Consider the following 16,008-nt stretch of genomic DNA (forward strand, 5'->3'; position numbering starts at 1 on the left):
TTTTATGGTTGTAAAATAGTATTGCTTAATGATAAAATAGTATTATCCCGGTCACTCTTCAAAATTTAGATTTGTTAATATGAATTAAATCTTAAATAAATTTTAATTATCTCTTGTTTATAATGAATGATATTTAAGAAAAAGAGATCTGACTTGTTTATATAGAAAAAACCGCAAAAAATATTAAGATGAGAAAACAAAAGGGGCTTGCTTACGTACATATGATTTTAATTTTTATGTGCTTCGGTTTCATATCCTGCCAGGATGATAATGAAGGAACAATTCCAAAGGAAAAAACTCCGATTGAAATTATCAACAGTAAAAAATTTAAGGTAACAGGGTATTTTAATGGATTGACGAGAGGAGGAGTGATACCTGATTACTACAACTTGAGGGATATTCCGGATGGTGTGGATATTGTCAACCTTTTTCATCGTTTTTTGGGCTTAAGTAATTTAAAGAGAGGAGATAGGATTCCCGGAGCTACAGGAGAGGATGCAAAAACATTAACAGAGATCATCAGTGATGTACAATTCCTTAAGAAAAGAGGAACTGTTGTTATTCAGACCCAGTTCGCAAATGAAATCTTCGAAAATTATAAGGATGAACGAAAAACCGTAAAATTTAAAAACATGCCTGAAGATTATGATGCTTACGCAAAAAAGGTCTCAGATTCTTTGACGAAATGGGGGATTGATGGGGTTGATCTGGATCTGGAGCCAGGCTATACGGATGCAGGTTTTAATGCCGGAGATTGGGAACTTTATATTAAGGCCTTTGCTAAATATTTTGGACCGGGATCAAACTCAGGAAAGCTACTCATCATTGATACGAATGTAGGGTTATCAGAATTAGGGGTGTCTAGTGCAACCCTTTCAAAGATCGATCTTATTTATATCCAGGATTATTGGGGAAGTGAAGCATCCAGTGATAATAAAATCGATGGCTACATACAATCCGGTTTTCCAAAGAAGAATATCCTGTTGATTTCTGCTGACTTTGAATCTTCTTATTCTTATAGTAATGATAGCCAGGGACCTTTGAGGCTAAAAAAGTATTACACTTCTACGAAATACCAAGCTAAGGCGGGAGGATATGGTGCTTATGGATTCAATTTTGATAAAAAACAGGACTATAAAATTTATAGAGAAATGATTACCAGCATCAATCAGCTAAACCAGTAAACGTGGAAAGATGAGGTAATAATTAGTTTACCTAGTGATATGGCCGCTTCTAATTATTGGATCCGGCTTTATTTTTCTTATTAGAGATGGATCAAAACAAGTTAAGAAGTGTCAGTCATTATCTTTTACTAAAATAAGTGTACTTTAGTCAATCAAATTATAAAAACAACCGGATGTAAGGTTCCTTATCTTACATTTCTATTATAAATGCCCATAATTCAGTAATTTAACTATTGTAAACACATGAGCGGATTAGAAAATATTTTGAGAGAAATAACTCCGTTATCTCCCGAGGACAGTTTTCTTGTATTTGACCGGATAAAAACCTCATTTGATTTCCCGTATCATTACCACCCGGAAATTGAAATTAACTTTATCTACAAAGGGAAGGGATACCGTCGGATGGTAGGGGACCATACCGGAGAGATCGGAGATATTGAATTGGTGCTGGTTGGCCCTAATCTTCCTCACTGTTGGGCAAATTACCGATGTAAGAACAAAAAAACATATGAAATTGTAGTACAATTTAATCAGGATTTTTTCAACCAATCCCTGATGCAGAAGAATATTCTCAAACCAATCAGCAATCTTATCAAAGAGTCTATAAGAGGCATCCTGTTTTCGAAGGAGACGGCTGAAAAGCTGAAAGAGTCTTTTCTTAATCTTTCGAAGATGAATAGTTTTGAATCTTTTATTGAGATCATGAAAATCCTGAATGAACTGGCAACAGCTGAAAACAAAACATTATTATCCTCTTACAGTATTGAGCTGGAAACATTTGTGGATAGTGATAAAATGAAGATCATCCATGATTTTGTGCATAAGAATTTTGAAAATAAACTTACTCTTGAAGGCGCTGCTTCTTTGGTCAATATGAGCAATGTTACGTTCAACAGGTTCATAAAAAAAAGGACGGGCAAAACTTTTGTGAATTATCTTAATGAGATCAGGATCAGTTATGCCGCACGGTGGCTGATGGAAAAGAATCTTACCATTTCTGAAATTGCATTTGAAGCAGGTTTCAATAATATTGCCAATTTTAATAAGGTTTTTAAATCACTCAAAAAAACAACACCTACAGAATTCAGAGAACAGTTCAAGGGAGTAAAGAAAATAGAATGATATTTTTATTTTAAGAGCATTTTATATTCCCGGGCCCGGATTTTGGGGTTTGGATTTTCTTTTTATGGTCATAAAATGACAGAAATCACGAAAAAAATTATGCATATATCACATTTTGGCTATAAAAAATAGGAAAAAAACATGATTTTATAAATTCTCTAAAATGTTGTAATGTATTGTATTTCAGGCCAAAAAAAGGCCAATAAGAAAAGTGTAGAAAAAATAATATCGTTTTATGACAAAATAGTATTATATCTGATTGTGCACAAAAATTAGATTTGTCAATATGAATTAAATTTTAACGAAACTTTAATTGTTTACTATTTATGATACATAAATGTTAAGCAAAATAAAGTGGGCTTGCTTTATAAATAAAAAACAAGAGGTAAAGTATTGATTCTAAATTAAACACTATTTAATCTACCTATGAGAAAAACTGCCGTACCGGTTTTATTAGCTTTTTCTGTGTTTGGATATGCACAAGTAAAAAAGCCTGCCGATTCAACTAAAACAGCCGACATCGAAGAGGTTGTTGTGACGTCTTTGGGGATCAAAAAACAAGCCCGTTCTTTAACTTACTCCAGCCAACAGATTGGAGGAGATGAACTGACGGCGGTAAAGACTCCCAACCTTTTAAACTCAATCAATGGGAAAGTTTCCAATGTGCAGATCAATAGAACCAATGGTGTAGGGAGTTCCGTAAGAGTAGTAATGAGGGGAAACAAATCTGTTTCTAATAGTCAGCCATTGTATGTAATTGATGGAATCCCTATTATCAATGATGCAGGGAAAGCTCCTGAAATCAGCCAGTACTCGAGCATGCCGGATGCAGGAGATGTATTAAGCTCCATCAATCCGGATGATATTGAAAGCATCAACTTCCTTAAAGGAGCTTCAGCTTCAGCTCTTTATGGTTCTGCAGGAGGTAATGGAGCAATACTTATTACGACAAAAAAAGGGAAAGTAGGTAGAAGCTCGATCAGTTATAGCTCTAGTTTCAGTGTAGAAAGAGCGTATAGTCTTCCTAAGTTACAGCACAGTTATTTGTCTTATGATCCGTCTGTATCAGGTGATGCTCCGGGGGCTTCTGTGCAGAGTTGGGGAGCAAAAGGGTCTTCAAAGGATTATTTAAAAGATTTTCTACAAAATGGGACAACATGGGTGAATAGCCTTTCTTTTCAATCTGGAAATGAGAAATCAACCAATTATTTTTCGATAGGAAATACAACTAATAAAGGAGTCGTTCCCCTTTCCTATTTTGATCAATATAATGTTTCTTTCAGAAACTCGAGTAAATTTCTCGATGATAAACTAACATTAGATGCTAACTTTATAGGCTCTTTACAGAATAGTATAAACAGACAATCTCCAGGGGTATCTTTCTCTCCTTTAACGAGTTTGTATTGGCTACCAAGAGGAGTAGATTTTGATCAATATGGCCCAGATAACTATTCTTATATTGATAAAAACAGATTACTGCCGGCACAAAACTGGTGGGAGGTAAAACCTGACGGATCCTTTAAAGGAAATCCGGCTACACAGAATCCATATTGGATATTGAACAGGGATAAGGTTACAGTAAATAACAAAAATACCTACAGTGCCGTTGCTTTATCTTACCAGATCAACCCATGGTTAACAGCAAGAGTTCGAGGGAACTATAGTTGGAGTATTTCAGATAGCCAAAGAGGAATTTCAGCGTATTCAGATCCTGCTTTGTTAGCCAATGGTACTAATGGAAGGCTTCTTAGAAATACATATGAAAATTCTTCTACTTATGGAGATGTTTTGTTGGTGGGTAGTCCTAAGTTGAGTGAGGATTTTTCTTTAGACTTTACAGTAGGAGGAAGTATTAATACCTCGAGAAATAAAGTTACTCAAATCGATAATTCCTATTTGGTAACCCCCAACTTATTTTCATTAAATAACCTTTTGTGGCCAGGAAACAGAGCACCTGGTGATGGATATCATTATATTTATTACAATCTCAAAAAACAAGTGCAATCTGTTTTTGCCAGCGCTTCCGTTGGGTACAAAAATATGTTATATGTTGATATGACATTTAGAAATGACTGGGATTCTACTCTGGCCTTAACGGGCAGAAAAGGATTTGATTACGAGTCCATAGGAGCCAATGCCATATTATCCTCAGTCTTTAAGCTTCCTGAGGTTATTAATTTCTGGAAAATAAGAGCTTCTTATGCGACAGTTGGGCTTGGGTTACCGCCAAATATATCGAATGCAATGTTAGAATATAACAAAGGTTATTCTTTTGGGGTAGATGCGGGAACAATTGTATATCCTAAGAGTTCTTTTGTTACAGATCCACGTTATAAGGATTTGTTTCCAAAACCTGAATTGAATAAAACATTTGAGGCGGGTACTGAATTAAGATTACTAAGAAACAGACTTAATTTTGATTTCACATATTACGACTCTAATGCGACGAATCAATTACTAGAAACACTGATTTCTTCCAATTTAGGGGGTATTCCTACCGGTTCATATTACATTAATGCTGGAAAAATACAAAATACAGGTTTTGAATCTTCATTGTCTTATAAGGTTTTCAATACAGGAAAATTTGACTGGACCACAACATTGAATGGGTCCGTGAACAGAAACAAGATCGTTGAATTGTTTCCTTCAAGCCTGAATATTCCGCAAGATCAACTGTTTTCATTAACAGGTGGTGGAAATTATACAAAAATGAAATTAGGTGGATCGTTTGGTGATATTTATGGAATTAAATACCAAAGAGATGCGCAGGGACGTATTTTGGTGGATAAAGATGGTATTCCATTGGCGACTACAGGGAGCCTTGGATACTTAGGAAATCCGAATCCTAAATTTATTTTAGGTTTCAATAACAGCTTTAATATAGGTAAGTTAGGTATTTCCTTCCTTGTTGATGGAAAATTCGGAGGACAGGTACTATCACTTACTGAAAAAGCAAATGATGTATATGGTGTAAGCAAAGCTTCTGCGGATGCTCGTGATGCTGGTGGGATATCTATCCCAAATTCTGTGTATGCACCGGGAACGCCTAATGCAGGACAGGCTTATAATGGCAAAACTGATGCAAAAGCTTATTATAAAGCTGTTGGAGGAATTGAAAATAATACAGGGATTGACGAAGCCTATATGTATAGTGCTACCACGGTGCGTTTACGTCAGGCATCGATCTCATATACCTTTGACGTGAATTCAAAATATATGAAAAGTGCAACATTAAGTCTGGTAGGGACTAACCTGTTTTTCTTCTATAAAAAAGCGCCGTTTGATCCTGAACAGGTATCAGGAAATACACCGGGTGGAGTAGGAGTAGATTCATTTGGTTTGCCAATCACCAGATCTATAGGATTATCATTAAAAGCTAACTTCTAATTTTACAATACTAAAATGAAAATCATTAATATAAAAACATGGGTACTAGGTGCAATAGTATTAGCTTCTGCTTCCGGATGTACCAGTGAACTTGATCAATATAATCAGGAAAAGTTAGGAGGCCCTGAAAATTTTTATGCCGATTTTAAACTAGTGGTAGACCCGTTGGTATCTATGCAGAGAGGATTGCAGTCAGATTATCAGCTCTATCCCAATCTAAGTGCAGATATGTTTAGCGGTATGTTCAGTACAGCATCACAGTTTAATGGAGGTAAGAATAATATGACCTATTATATGATGGATGGATGGAACAATAGGATTATTGCCAGACAGCAGGACATTTTTAACTATGCTATCAACATGGATAATGCTGCTAAAAATATATATGCAGGAATAGATTTTACGGGAACACTTGCTGTGAAAAAAATACTAAGAGTTGTTACAGCTGTAAGGGTTTCCGATAACCATGGCCCGGTTGTGTATAGTAAATACGACACACCAAATGCTAATGGAACTACAGATTTTGATTCTCAGCAAAGCGCGTATAATCAATTTATTATTGATCTTACTTCTGCAATAAATGACCTTCAAGCCATACAGAATAGCCCGGCAACAAAAAATGTAGAGGATAAATCAGCGTTAAAAAAGGCAGACTTAGTATACCAGGGGAATATGGGTAAATGGGCAAAGCTGGCCAACTCATTGAAGTTGAGGTTAGCAATGCGTATGAGTTATGCAGATCCTGCAAAATCAAAACAATATGCTGAAGAAGCACTTGCGTCACCAGCAGGATTGATCACTGACAATGAAGATAATGCTTTGATCAGTGTGGGTCAATCGGAATTGAGTTTTATCATTTATTCGTGGGGAGACTGTCTTATAGGAGCGCCATTAATGGCTTATATGAACGGATATAACGATCCAAGGCTTCCTGCCTATGCTATTCCGGCAACAGACAGCAATCCACAGATCAATGGTAAATACATAGGAATACGACAAGGTATCGATTTATTGAACGGAAAATCTACGTATGGTGGTTTTTCTCAGCCACAGGCAAAATCAGCAGCCGGAGATTATTTTTCTGCAACAGAAGGTAAAATGAAACTGTTTACCGCAGCTGAAACATGGTTCCTTAAAGCGGAGGCTGCATTGAGAGGGTATGCTGGAGCAGGAGCAATCCAGGCAGATTACGAGACAGGTGTTCAACAATCATTTGGAGAGTGGGGAAAAAGTGCAAGTGTTGCTACCTATCTCGCCAATACAACAGCTACAGAAGCTCCCTATGTTGATCCGAAAAATGCGGCGAATAATATTGGGGTAGGACATCCTGAGCTGAGTACCATTACCATTGCATGGAACAATGCAGATTCTAATGAAAGGAAATTGGAAAGAATCATTACTCAAAAATGGCTTGCCCTTTATCCGAACGGACCTGAGGCCTGGGCAGAACAAAGAAGAACCGGTTATCCGATCCTTTTCAAAGTAAGACAAAATGATAGTGGAGGGTTAATCAGTACAGATGCGATGATTCGCCGAATTCCTTTCACGGTAGATACCAAGAATTCTTTATTCAACTATCCTCAGGCATTACAATATTTAGGAGGAGCAGACACTGGAGGAACAAAACTTTGGTGGGATAAGAAGCCATAATTGTAACTCAATAATTAAAATAGCACAGAGGCCGTCTCAAATGAAAAGCATGGATTCATGCTTTTCATTCCGGTGTAAAAATGTACAGTATTTTTTATTTCTCACAATGTTTCGTTTATGCCGGCGTGAAACTTTTGAGATGTCCTCTTTTTACATCTATAATTTAATATGGTAAAAAACACTTCCGGAACCCGTTCTATACAGCCGATATTCTGGATCTCGTCATTATATTTTGCAATGGGAGTACCTTTTGTAACCATTAATGCTGTTTCCGGAATTATGTATAAGGATATGGGTGTTTCGGACTCAAAGATTGCTTTCTGGACAGCTCTCATTTTATTTTCATGGACATTAAAACCATTGTGGAGTCCTTTCCTTGAAATTTATAAGACAAAAAAGTTCTTTGTAGTTTTTACCCAGTTTGCCATAGGAATTCTTTTTGCGCTAATTGCGCTAAGTCTGCCTATGCCAGATTTTTTTAAGTACAGTATTGCCCTCTTTGCTGTAGTCGCCTTTTGCGGAGCAACACATGATATCGCAGCGGACGGAACTTATATTAATTTTCTTACCAATAAAGAACAGGCAAAATATATAGGATGGCAAGGTGCATTTTATAATCTGGCCAAAATTATCAGCAGTGGAGTCCTCGTTTATTTTGCAGGCGTTTTAGAAAAAACCAAAGGCGTTACGCATGCCTGGATGATCATTATGGGAGTATACGCCCTGCTATTTTTTATTCTTGCCGTCTATCATTATTCTGTTTTACCCAACGAAAACAAGCTTGAAAAGCAAAAGAACGGAAAAACAGCCGGCAATGTCCGACAGGAACTTCTGGAAGTCATCACTTCTTTTTTCAAAAAACGAAATATACTCTGGTCGGTATTATTTATTATTTTATATCGTTTTGCAGAGGGATTTGCTATCAAAATTGCGCCCTTATTTTTCAAAGCACCAAGAACCTCCGGAGGCTTGGGGTTATCTACTTCTGATATAGGGCTTATTTACGGAACCTATGGTTCTGCAGCATTTATTTTAGGGTCGGTGCTGGCTGGATACTTTATTTCAGCCCGGGGCCTTAAAAGATCATTGATCTGGTTATGCTGCGCATTTAATATTCCATTTGTTGTGTATGCTTTATTGGCTCACTATCAGCCGGATACATTGCTTCCTGTAAGTGTTGCTGTGGTTGTGGAATACTTTGGTTACGGGTTCGGTTTCGTTGGACTTATGTTGTATATGATGCAGCAGATTGCACCTGGTAAACATAAAACGGCCCATTATGCATTTGCAACAGGGATCATGAATCTTGGAGTTATGATTCCCGGCATGTTCAGTGGAATGATCAGTGACTGGATAGGATACAAAATGTTTTTCGTATGGGTTTTGATCGCTACGATTCCGGCATTTTTGGTCACTTTAGTTGCACCGTTTCCTTATCCGGAAAAACAAAAAGAACAATAATTCTATTATTAAATAATTTTAAATAAAAGTAAAAAATACTTTATGACATCTCAATCAGCAATGATCCCTTGGCAGGATCGTCCGGCAGATCGTCACGATATAATGTGGCGTTTCTCTGAAAATCCAATTATCAACAGATATGCAATACCAACATCGAACAGTATATTCAATAGCGCGGTAGTCCCTTTTGAAGATGGATTTGCCGGTGTTTTCAGATGTGATAACAAATCTGTACAAATGAATATTTTTGCTGGTTTCAGTAAGGATGGCATCAATTGGGATATCAACCACGATCCAATTGAAATGAAAGCAGGAAATACAGAAATGATCGAATCTGATTATAAATATGATCCGCGTGTCACTTTTATAGAAGATCGTTACTGGATCACATGGTGTAACGGATATAACGGACCTACGATCGGAATTGGGTATACCTTTGATTTTAAAGAATTTTTCCAGTGTGAAAATGCCTTTTTGCCTTTTAACAGAAATGGAGTTCTTTTCCCTGAAAAGATTGATGGAAAATATGCGATGTTGAGCCGTCCCAGTGATAACGGACATACGCCTTTCGGGGATATCTATATCAGCTATAGTCCTGATATGAAATATTGGGGAGAGCATCGTTGCGTAATGAAAGTAGCTCCATTTGAAGAGAGTGCTTGGCAATGTACCAAGATCGGAGGCGGCCCGGTTCCGATAAGAACAGAAGAAGGATGGTTGCTATTTTATCACGGGGTGATCAATACATGTAATGGTTTTCGCTATTCCATGGGATCAGCATTGCTTGACCTTGAAAATCCTTCAAAAGTATTGTACAGAACAAAACCTTATCTATTGGCTCCCGCAGAGCTATATGAGCTTACGGGAGATGTTCCGAATGTGATTTTTCCTTGTGCGGCATTATCAGAAGGAGACAAAGTTACGGTATATTATGGAGCTGCTGATACGGTGGTTTCCATTGCATTCGGATATATTTCAGAAATCATTGATTTCATGAAAAAAAATTCTCTTTAAATTAGATAAGATTAAAACCATAAGGAAAAGCGTCATTTTCTCGCTTTTAAAATAAAATTTTCATTTTTTTGTGTAGTCTTAAAAATGTTCAAGATCTCTCCGTTATGAAAAAGGAACTGTTTATTTATTTTTTTGTTGTCCTGTTTGTTCAATCTGTTAACGCCCAACGTAGAGACGATGCGCTTTCATGGGTAGATCCGTTTATCGGAACCGGAGGGCACGGGCATACGTTTCCGGGAGCTACAACACCTTTCGGGATGATACAGCTGAGTCCGGATCAGAATACCAAAAGTGGTGACTGGGACTGGTGTTCAGGGTATCATTACAGCAGTAAAACGATTATGGGGTTCAGTCATAATCACCTTAGTGGAACAGGCTGGGCCGATCTCGGAGATATCTTAGTGATGCCAACTACCGGAAAAGTAAAAATGGTTCCGGGATCAGAAGAAAATCCTGATAGCGGATACCGTTCCAAATTCAGTCATGAAAGAGAAACTGCTGCTCCAGGGTATTATTCTGTAATGCTTGACAGCTATGGAATAAAAGCTGAACTGACGGCTTCTCCACGGGTAGGGTTTCATAAATATACATTTCCAAAAAGCGAAGAGGCTAATGTAATCATAGATCCTACCAACAAAATCTTCGGAAATATTTATCATACACTGGTAAGAATCCAGGGAAACAATAAGATTTCCGGTTATTGCTATAGTAATGGCTGGGGTGGTAAAAGATTTGCTTATTTTGTAATGGAGTTTTCAAAACCATTTAAATCATACGGAACCTATTCTGAAGGTAAAATAACAGAAAATGAAAGGTTTGCGCTGGCTAAAGATGCAAAGGCTTTTGTAAGATTTTCTACACAGGAAAATGAAAGCATTGAAGTAAAAGTCTCTTTATCCCCGGTAAGTACGGAAGGAGCACAGGAAAATTTTGATGCAGAAGCAAAGAATGTTGATTTTGCTCAAGCTAAAGAAACTGCCCAAAAAACATGGAGAGACCTGATCAACAGATTCCAGATCACAGGCGGAACCGATGACCAGAGAAAAATATTTTATACTGGTGTTTACCATACTTTCATTGCTCCGAATCTTTATATGGATACCAATGGAGATTATGTGGCTGCCCAGGAAAATATGAATACCAAATGGTTCACCAATTATAGCACATATTCTTATTGGGATGGCTTCAGAGCAACACATCCGTTGCTTACCATTATGGATCAGAAACACACCAAAGAATTTGCAAACTCATTGATCAGCAGGTATACAGATCGCAAGGATCACATGCCAATCTGGGAACTTTGTGGATATGACAATTTCTGTATGTTGGGCTACCATAGTGTTTCGGTTATTTGGGATGCTATTTCTAAAGGTGTACCGGGAATTGATCATGAGAAGGCGTTCGCTGCGATGAAAGATGCTTCCTTAACGGATAAAATGAGCAGCAGCGATGGCGGTGGAGGTCTTAACGATTACATTAAATTAGGGTATACTCCTTCAGAAAACGGAGCTTCTGTATCCGCCACCCTGGAATATGCCTATGATGATTGGTGCATCCAGCAATTGGCTGAAAAATTAGGAAAAAAAGAAGATGCAGAAGTATATAAAAAACGCTCAATGAATTTTCTTAATACTTTCAATAAAGAAAATAATCACTTCTGGCCTAAGCAAAAAAACGGACAATTTCTGGCTGATTTCCTTTTAAACGACTGGAAAAAGCTTCAGCCGCACTGGGTATCAGGAAACATCTGGGCATATGATTTCTTTGTTCCTCACCAGATCGATGAAATGATGAATCTTTATGGTGGAAAAAAGGGATTTGAAGAAAAATTAGATAGAACATTTACAGAAACCCTTAAAATGGAAGGGGAACAACATGTTGATATTTCAGGATTTATCGGATCTCTTGGATTTGGAGATGAACCGGGACACCATGTTCCTTATCTTTACAATTATGCAGGAGCTCCCTACAAAACCCAGAAAATGATCAAATTTATCCGTGACAATATGTACGCAGCAAAGCCGGACGGGATTGTAAATAATGAAGATTGCGGACAGATGTCTGCATGGTATATTTTCTCTTCTTTAGGTTTTTATCCCGTTACTCCGGGAAAACCTGTGTATGCGATCGGAGCACCACAATTCCCAAAAGCTTCCTTAAAGCTGGAGAACGGAAAAACATTTACTGTGATTGCAGAGAAAATATCGGATAAAAATATTTACGTTCAGAAAATGTTTTTGAATGGTAAAGAATTTAAAAGCTGGGAATTGAATCACAGTGATATTATGAATGGGGGTGAACTGAAATTTGTGATGGGAAGTAAGCCCGTAAAATAGAATTAATAAACAATAACGAAATATAAGTATCAATGGAAAGGAGAAAATTTATTAAAACAAGTGCACTGGCAGGAGCCGGATTATTATTTGCGCAGAATGCTTTTGCAAAAGGGCTAGGCGTAGAAGAATTCCCTGTTGTCCGTGTTCCTAAAGATAAAAGGCATTTTACCAGTGAAGCGGTAGAAAATGCTATCTCAGCCTTTAAAAAGAAAGTGAAAAATAAAGAATTGACCTGGCTTTTTGAAAACTGCTTTCCCAATACATTAGATACAACGGTTTTCTATACAGAAAACAAGGGAACACCGGATACTTATGTTATCACTGGAGATATAGATGCCATGTGGCTTCGTGACAGTTCTGCACAGGTTTTTCCTTACTTGCAGTTTTCAAAAAAAGATGATAAGCTGCACAAATTGATATCAGGAGTAATCCATAAACAGACCCAGTTTATTCTGAAGGATCCTTATGCGAATGCATTTTATAATGATGATCAAAAGATAAGTAAGTGGAAGGAGTACGATCATACGGATATGAAACCCGGTATACACGAAAGAAAATGGGAAATAGATTCACTCTGCTATCCAATCCGCCTTGCGTATCATTTCTGGAAAACGACCGGAGATACAAAAACCTTTTGATAATAACTGGCTGCAAGGAATTAAGCTGACTCTGAAAACTTTTATTGAACAGCAGAGAAAAACAGGTTTAGGACCTTATCAGTTTGAAAGGACAACAGCCTGGGCTACCGATGGAATCCCAATGGGAGGATATGGATATCCTACAAAACCTGTTGGTCTTATCAGCTCCATGTTCCGACCAAGTGATGATGCTACCATTTATGCATTCCTTATACCTTCCAATTTATTTGCTGTGGTAAGTTTACGCCAGGCAGCAGAAATGGTTTTCCCAGATCAAAAATGAAAAGGAACTGGCAAAACAATTAACGAGTCTTGCTGATGAGGTAGATGCTGCCATAAAGAAATATGGAATCTATGATCACCCGCAGTATGGAAAAATATATGCTTTTGAAACGAATGGTTTTGGTAGCTATAACCTAATGGATGATGCCAATTGTCCAAGCTTGTTGGGATTGCCTTATCTGGATGCTGTAAAAGCTGATGATCCTGTTTATCTTAATACCCGGAAATATGTATGGTCACAAGATAATCCTTTCTTTTTTCAAGGGTAAGCTGGCAGAAGGAATCGGGGGTCCTCATATTGGTTTGGATATGATCTGGCCGATGAGTATCATTATGAAAGCACTAACAACCCAAGATAAAAGCGAGATCCGCTGGTGCATAGACACTTTACAAAAAACGCATGGAGGAACAGGTTTTATGCATGAGTCCTTCCATAAAGATAATGATAAGAAATTTACCAGAGAATGGTTTGCCTGGTCCAATACATTATTCGGAGAATTGTTATGGAAAACCTATAATGAAAATCCGGAACTGCTTGGATAAATTCAAAATTTAATAATCAAATTCAACACAAATAAAAAAAAAATTAAAAGATGGAAAATACTAAAATTTTTTACCCCCGTAGAGCTTACCTTTTTGAATGATGTTCCAAGAAGCAATAAGGTAAACGTTCCCTACATCGTCGTAGATAACTTTCCGAAGCTTGGGATGCTTTCGGCATTCCGGTTTCTGGAGTGGGTTCACAAGAATCCAAAAGGAGTTATCAGTCTGCCAACAGGAAAGACTCCGGAATATTTTATTTACTGGACAAAGTATATTCTCGATCATTGGGAGGAAGAAAATGTAGTAAGGCTAAGGGAAAAGCATCAGTTGTTATTCGCTGATAAACCATCGCTGGCTGATCTTCATTTTGTCCAAATTGATGAGTTTTTATCCCATAAAATCTTCACAAGCTAATAGTTTTTATCATTATGTAAAACAAATATTACATTGAAGGGTTTGGGCTTAAAAAAGAAAATGCTTTACTTATTAATTGTGATGAAATCCCTTTGGCGGAAGGTAAAAGTTTTGAAGAAGTTTTTCCCGGACAGCAAAGTAAATCTTGAACTAAGATATCGTGAAGCCCTGAACCCTCTTGAAAAATTACAAAAAGAATCTATTTTCCTCATTGATAACTGGTGTTCAGGATATGAACAAAAAAATCCGCCAATTGGGAGGGATTGGTTTTTTTCCTAGGGGGTATTGGTCCAGACGGACACATTGCTTTTAATATCAAAGGTTCGGATCCTTATTCTACGACAAGGCTGACTTCGACTAATTTTGAGACGCAGGCAGTTGCTGCGGGAGATCTGGGAGGAATTGAAATTTCAAAAGAGCGTCTTGTGATCACCATAGGTCTTGAAACCATTATTTATAACAAAGATGCTGTTGCTATTATTTTTGCAGCAGGTGAAGCGAAGGCTCCTATGATCAAAGATGCAATGGAACTTCCTCCTTCCAATTTATATCCGGCTTCTGTCCTTTCCCAACTTTCTAACGGACGGTTTTATCTTACACAAGGTGCGGCAAGTATGCTGAAAGACTATATTGATAACTATTATCATTCTGGAAGCTGGTCCCAGGAAAAGACCGATAGAGCTGTAATGTCTCTGACCCAAAAGCTGAACAAATATGCAGAACATCTTTCGTTGGATGATCTGAAAGGGGATGATTATACAAAACTAATTCCGGATGTAAGCAATACTACGGTACAGCAAGTTATTGCGTCCATTGAAAATAAAATAAAAACAGGAACAAAACCGCTCAGCAATGAAGTCTTTTATCATACCGGACCCCATCATGATGATATTTCTTTAGGATTATTACCATATATTCATTATCAGTCCCGTAATGAGACCAATTCTTCTCACTATTCAGTTCTTACCTCCGGATTTACTGCTGTTACCAATAAATTTTTAATAAAAATCCTTCGCGATACGCTTTCTTTTATCGGAAGAGAAGAAGTTGAAATGCTCAATTATCCCGATTTTTTTGAAAACGGATATAAAAATAAAAAAGACAAAGATGTATATCATTATCTGATCAATATTGCCTCAGGAAATGAAGAAGAGCGGGCGAGAGCTGTTTCCCATAGAATGGTGAGGAATATTGTTGAACTCTGGAATCTGAAAAGCAAGTCTGGATTACGCGAAAAGATCAGGGAGATCATAGACACGGTTAACTCCAGCTATGACGGACAAAACCCTGAACCGAAAATTCAGATTTTAAAAGGGATGATCCGTGAATATGAGGAAGAGCTTGTATGGGCACATTTTGGGGTGAGAACAAAAAACGTAAGCCATCTGAGGCTCGGCTTTTATACGGGAGCCATTTTTACGGAAAAACCAAAAAGAGAACGGGATGTTCTTCCTATTTTACAACAGTTAAAGGAAATTAACCCTACAGTTATAAGTTTAGCTTTTGACCCTGAAGGAAGCGGCCCTGATACTCATTACAAAGTTTTGCAGGCTATCGCTGAAGCGGTAAGAGAATGGGGCAAAGAAAAAGATCTTTCCGGTCTTAAAATCTGGGGTTACAGAAATGTATGGTATCAGTTTAATGCTGCAGACGTCAGCCATATATTCCCCGTATCACTTAATGCCATGAGCACAATGGATGAGAGCTTTACCAACAGCTATCTGAGCCAGGTAGATGCATCCTTTCCAAGTTACCGTTACAATGGGAAGTTCAGCCATCTGTCAATACAAACCTGGGTAGAACAGCTCAAAGCGGTTCAGCTGGTATTAGGGAAACCATATTTTTATGATAACGAGAGTCCGAGGCTGAGGGCAACCCACGGATTATTATTCTTTAAAGAAATGAATGTAGAAGAATTCCTTCAATCTGCGAGGGAGCTGGAGAAGTCAACGGAAGGAGCCTTCTGACCCATTGTTA

10 protein-coding genes and 1 pseudogene are annotated in these 16,008 nt (G+C 37.6%); all 11 read left to right on the forward strand.

Annotated features, from left to right (window positions below):
* Positions 1–188 precede the first annotated feature (188 nt).
* Positions 189–1,184: an EndoS/ChiA family endoglycosidase gene (locus MTQ00_RS17035; RefSeq protein ID WP_273650408.1), complete on the forward strand. Its 996-nt coding sequence runs from the start codon at positions 189–191 to the stop codon at positions 1,182–1,184.
* Between the two features lie 243 nt (positions 1,185–1,427).
* Positions 1,428–2,306 (forward strand): AraC family transcriptional regulator, encoded by an 879-nt coding sequence (locus MTQ00_RS17040; RefSeq protein ID WP_172282133.1) that lies wholly within the window; start codon positions 1,428–1,430, stop codon positions 2,304–2,306.
* Positions 2,307–2,732: 426 nt separating this feature from the next.
* Positions 2,733–5,693 carry a SusC/RagA family TonB-linked outer membrane protein gene (locus MTQ00_RS17045; RefSeq protein WP_273650409.1) on the forward strand — a complete coding sequence of 987 codons (2,961 nt, stop codon included), beginning with the start codon at positions 2,733–2,735 and terminating at the stop codon, positions 5,691–5,693.
* Between the two features lie 15 nt (positions 5,694–5,708).
* Positions 5,709–7,343 carry a SusD/RagB family nutrient-binding outer membrane lipoprotein gene (locus tag MTQ00_RS17050; RefSeq protein ID WP_273650410.1) on the forward strand — a complete coding sequence of 545 codons (1,635 nt, stop codon included), beginning with the start codon at positions 5,709–5,711 and terminating at the stop codon, positions 7,341–7,343.
* Positions 7,344–7,511: 168 nt separating this feature from the next.
* Complete coding sequence (locus tag MTQ00_RS17055; protein WP_273650411.1) at positions 7,512–8,804, forward strand: MFS transporter; 1,293 nt, start codon at positions 7,512–7,514, stop codon at positions 8,802–8,804.
* 42 nt (positions 8,805–8,846) lie between these two features.
* The gene (locus MTQ00_RS17060; RefSeq protein ID WP_273650412.1) at positions 8,847–9,818 is read left to right on the forward strand and encodes a glycoside hydrolase family 130 protein; all 972 of its coding nucleotides are present in this window, start codon (positions 8,847–8,849) and stop codon (positions 9,816–9,818) included.
* A 104-nt stretch (positions 9,819–9,922) separates the two neighbouring features.
* On the forward strand, positions 9,923–12,154 hold the full coding sequence (locus MTQ00_RS17065) for a GH92 family glycosyl hydrolase (protein WP_273650413.1): 2,232 nt from the start codon (positions 9,923–9,925) through the stop codon (positions 12,152–12,154).
* Positions 12,155–12,186: 32 nt separating this feature from the next.
* Positions 12,187–13,617 (forward strand): annotated as a pseudogene (locus MTQ00_RS17070) (glycoside hydrolase family 125 protein).
* Positions 13,618–13,710: 93 nt separating this feature from the next.
* Positions 13,711–14,031, forward strand: coding sequence for a hypothetical protein (locus MTQ00_RS17075; protein ID WP_273650414.1), 321 nt, complete (start codon positions 13,711–13,713; stop codon positions 14,029–14,031).
* A 60-nt stretch (positions 14,032–14,091) separates the two neighbouring features.
* Positions 14,092–14,310: a hypothetical protein gene (locus MTQ00_RS17080; protein ID WP_273650415.1), complete on the forward strand. Its 219-nt coding sequence runs from the start codon at positions 14,092–14,094 to the stop codon at positions 14,308–14,310.
* Positions 14,295–15,998 carry a glucosamine-6-phosphate isomerase gene (locus MTQ00_RS17085; RefSeq protein ID WP_273650416.1) on the forward strand — a complete coding sequence of 568 codons (1,704 nt, stop codon included), beginning with the start codon at positions 14,295–14,297 and terminating at the stop codon, positions 15,996–15,998. Before MTQ00_RS17080 ends, MTQ00_RS17085 begins: the two co-directional genes overlap by 16 nt.
* The last annotated feature ends 10 nt before the right edge of the window (positions 15,999–16,008 follow it).

Source organism: Chryseobacterium sp. B21-037, assembly GCF_028570785.1.
Classification (GTDB): Bacteria; Bacteroidota; Bacteroidia; order Flavobacteriales; family Weeksellaceae; genus Chryseobacterium; species Chryseobacterium proteolyticum.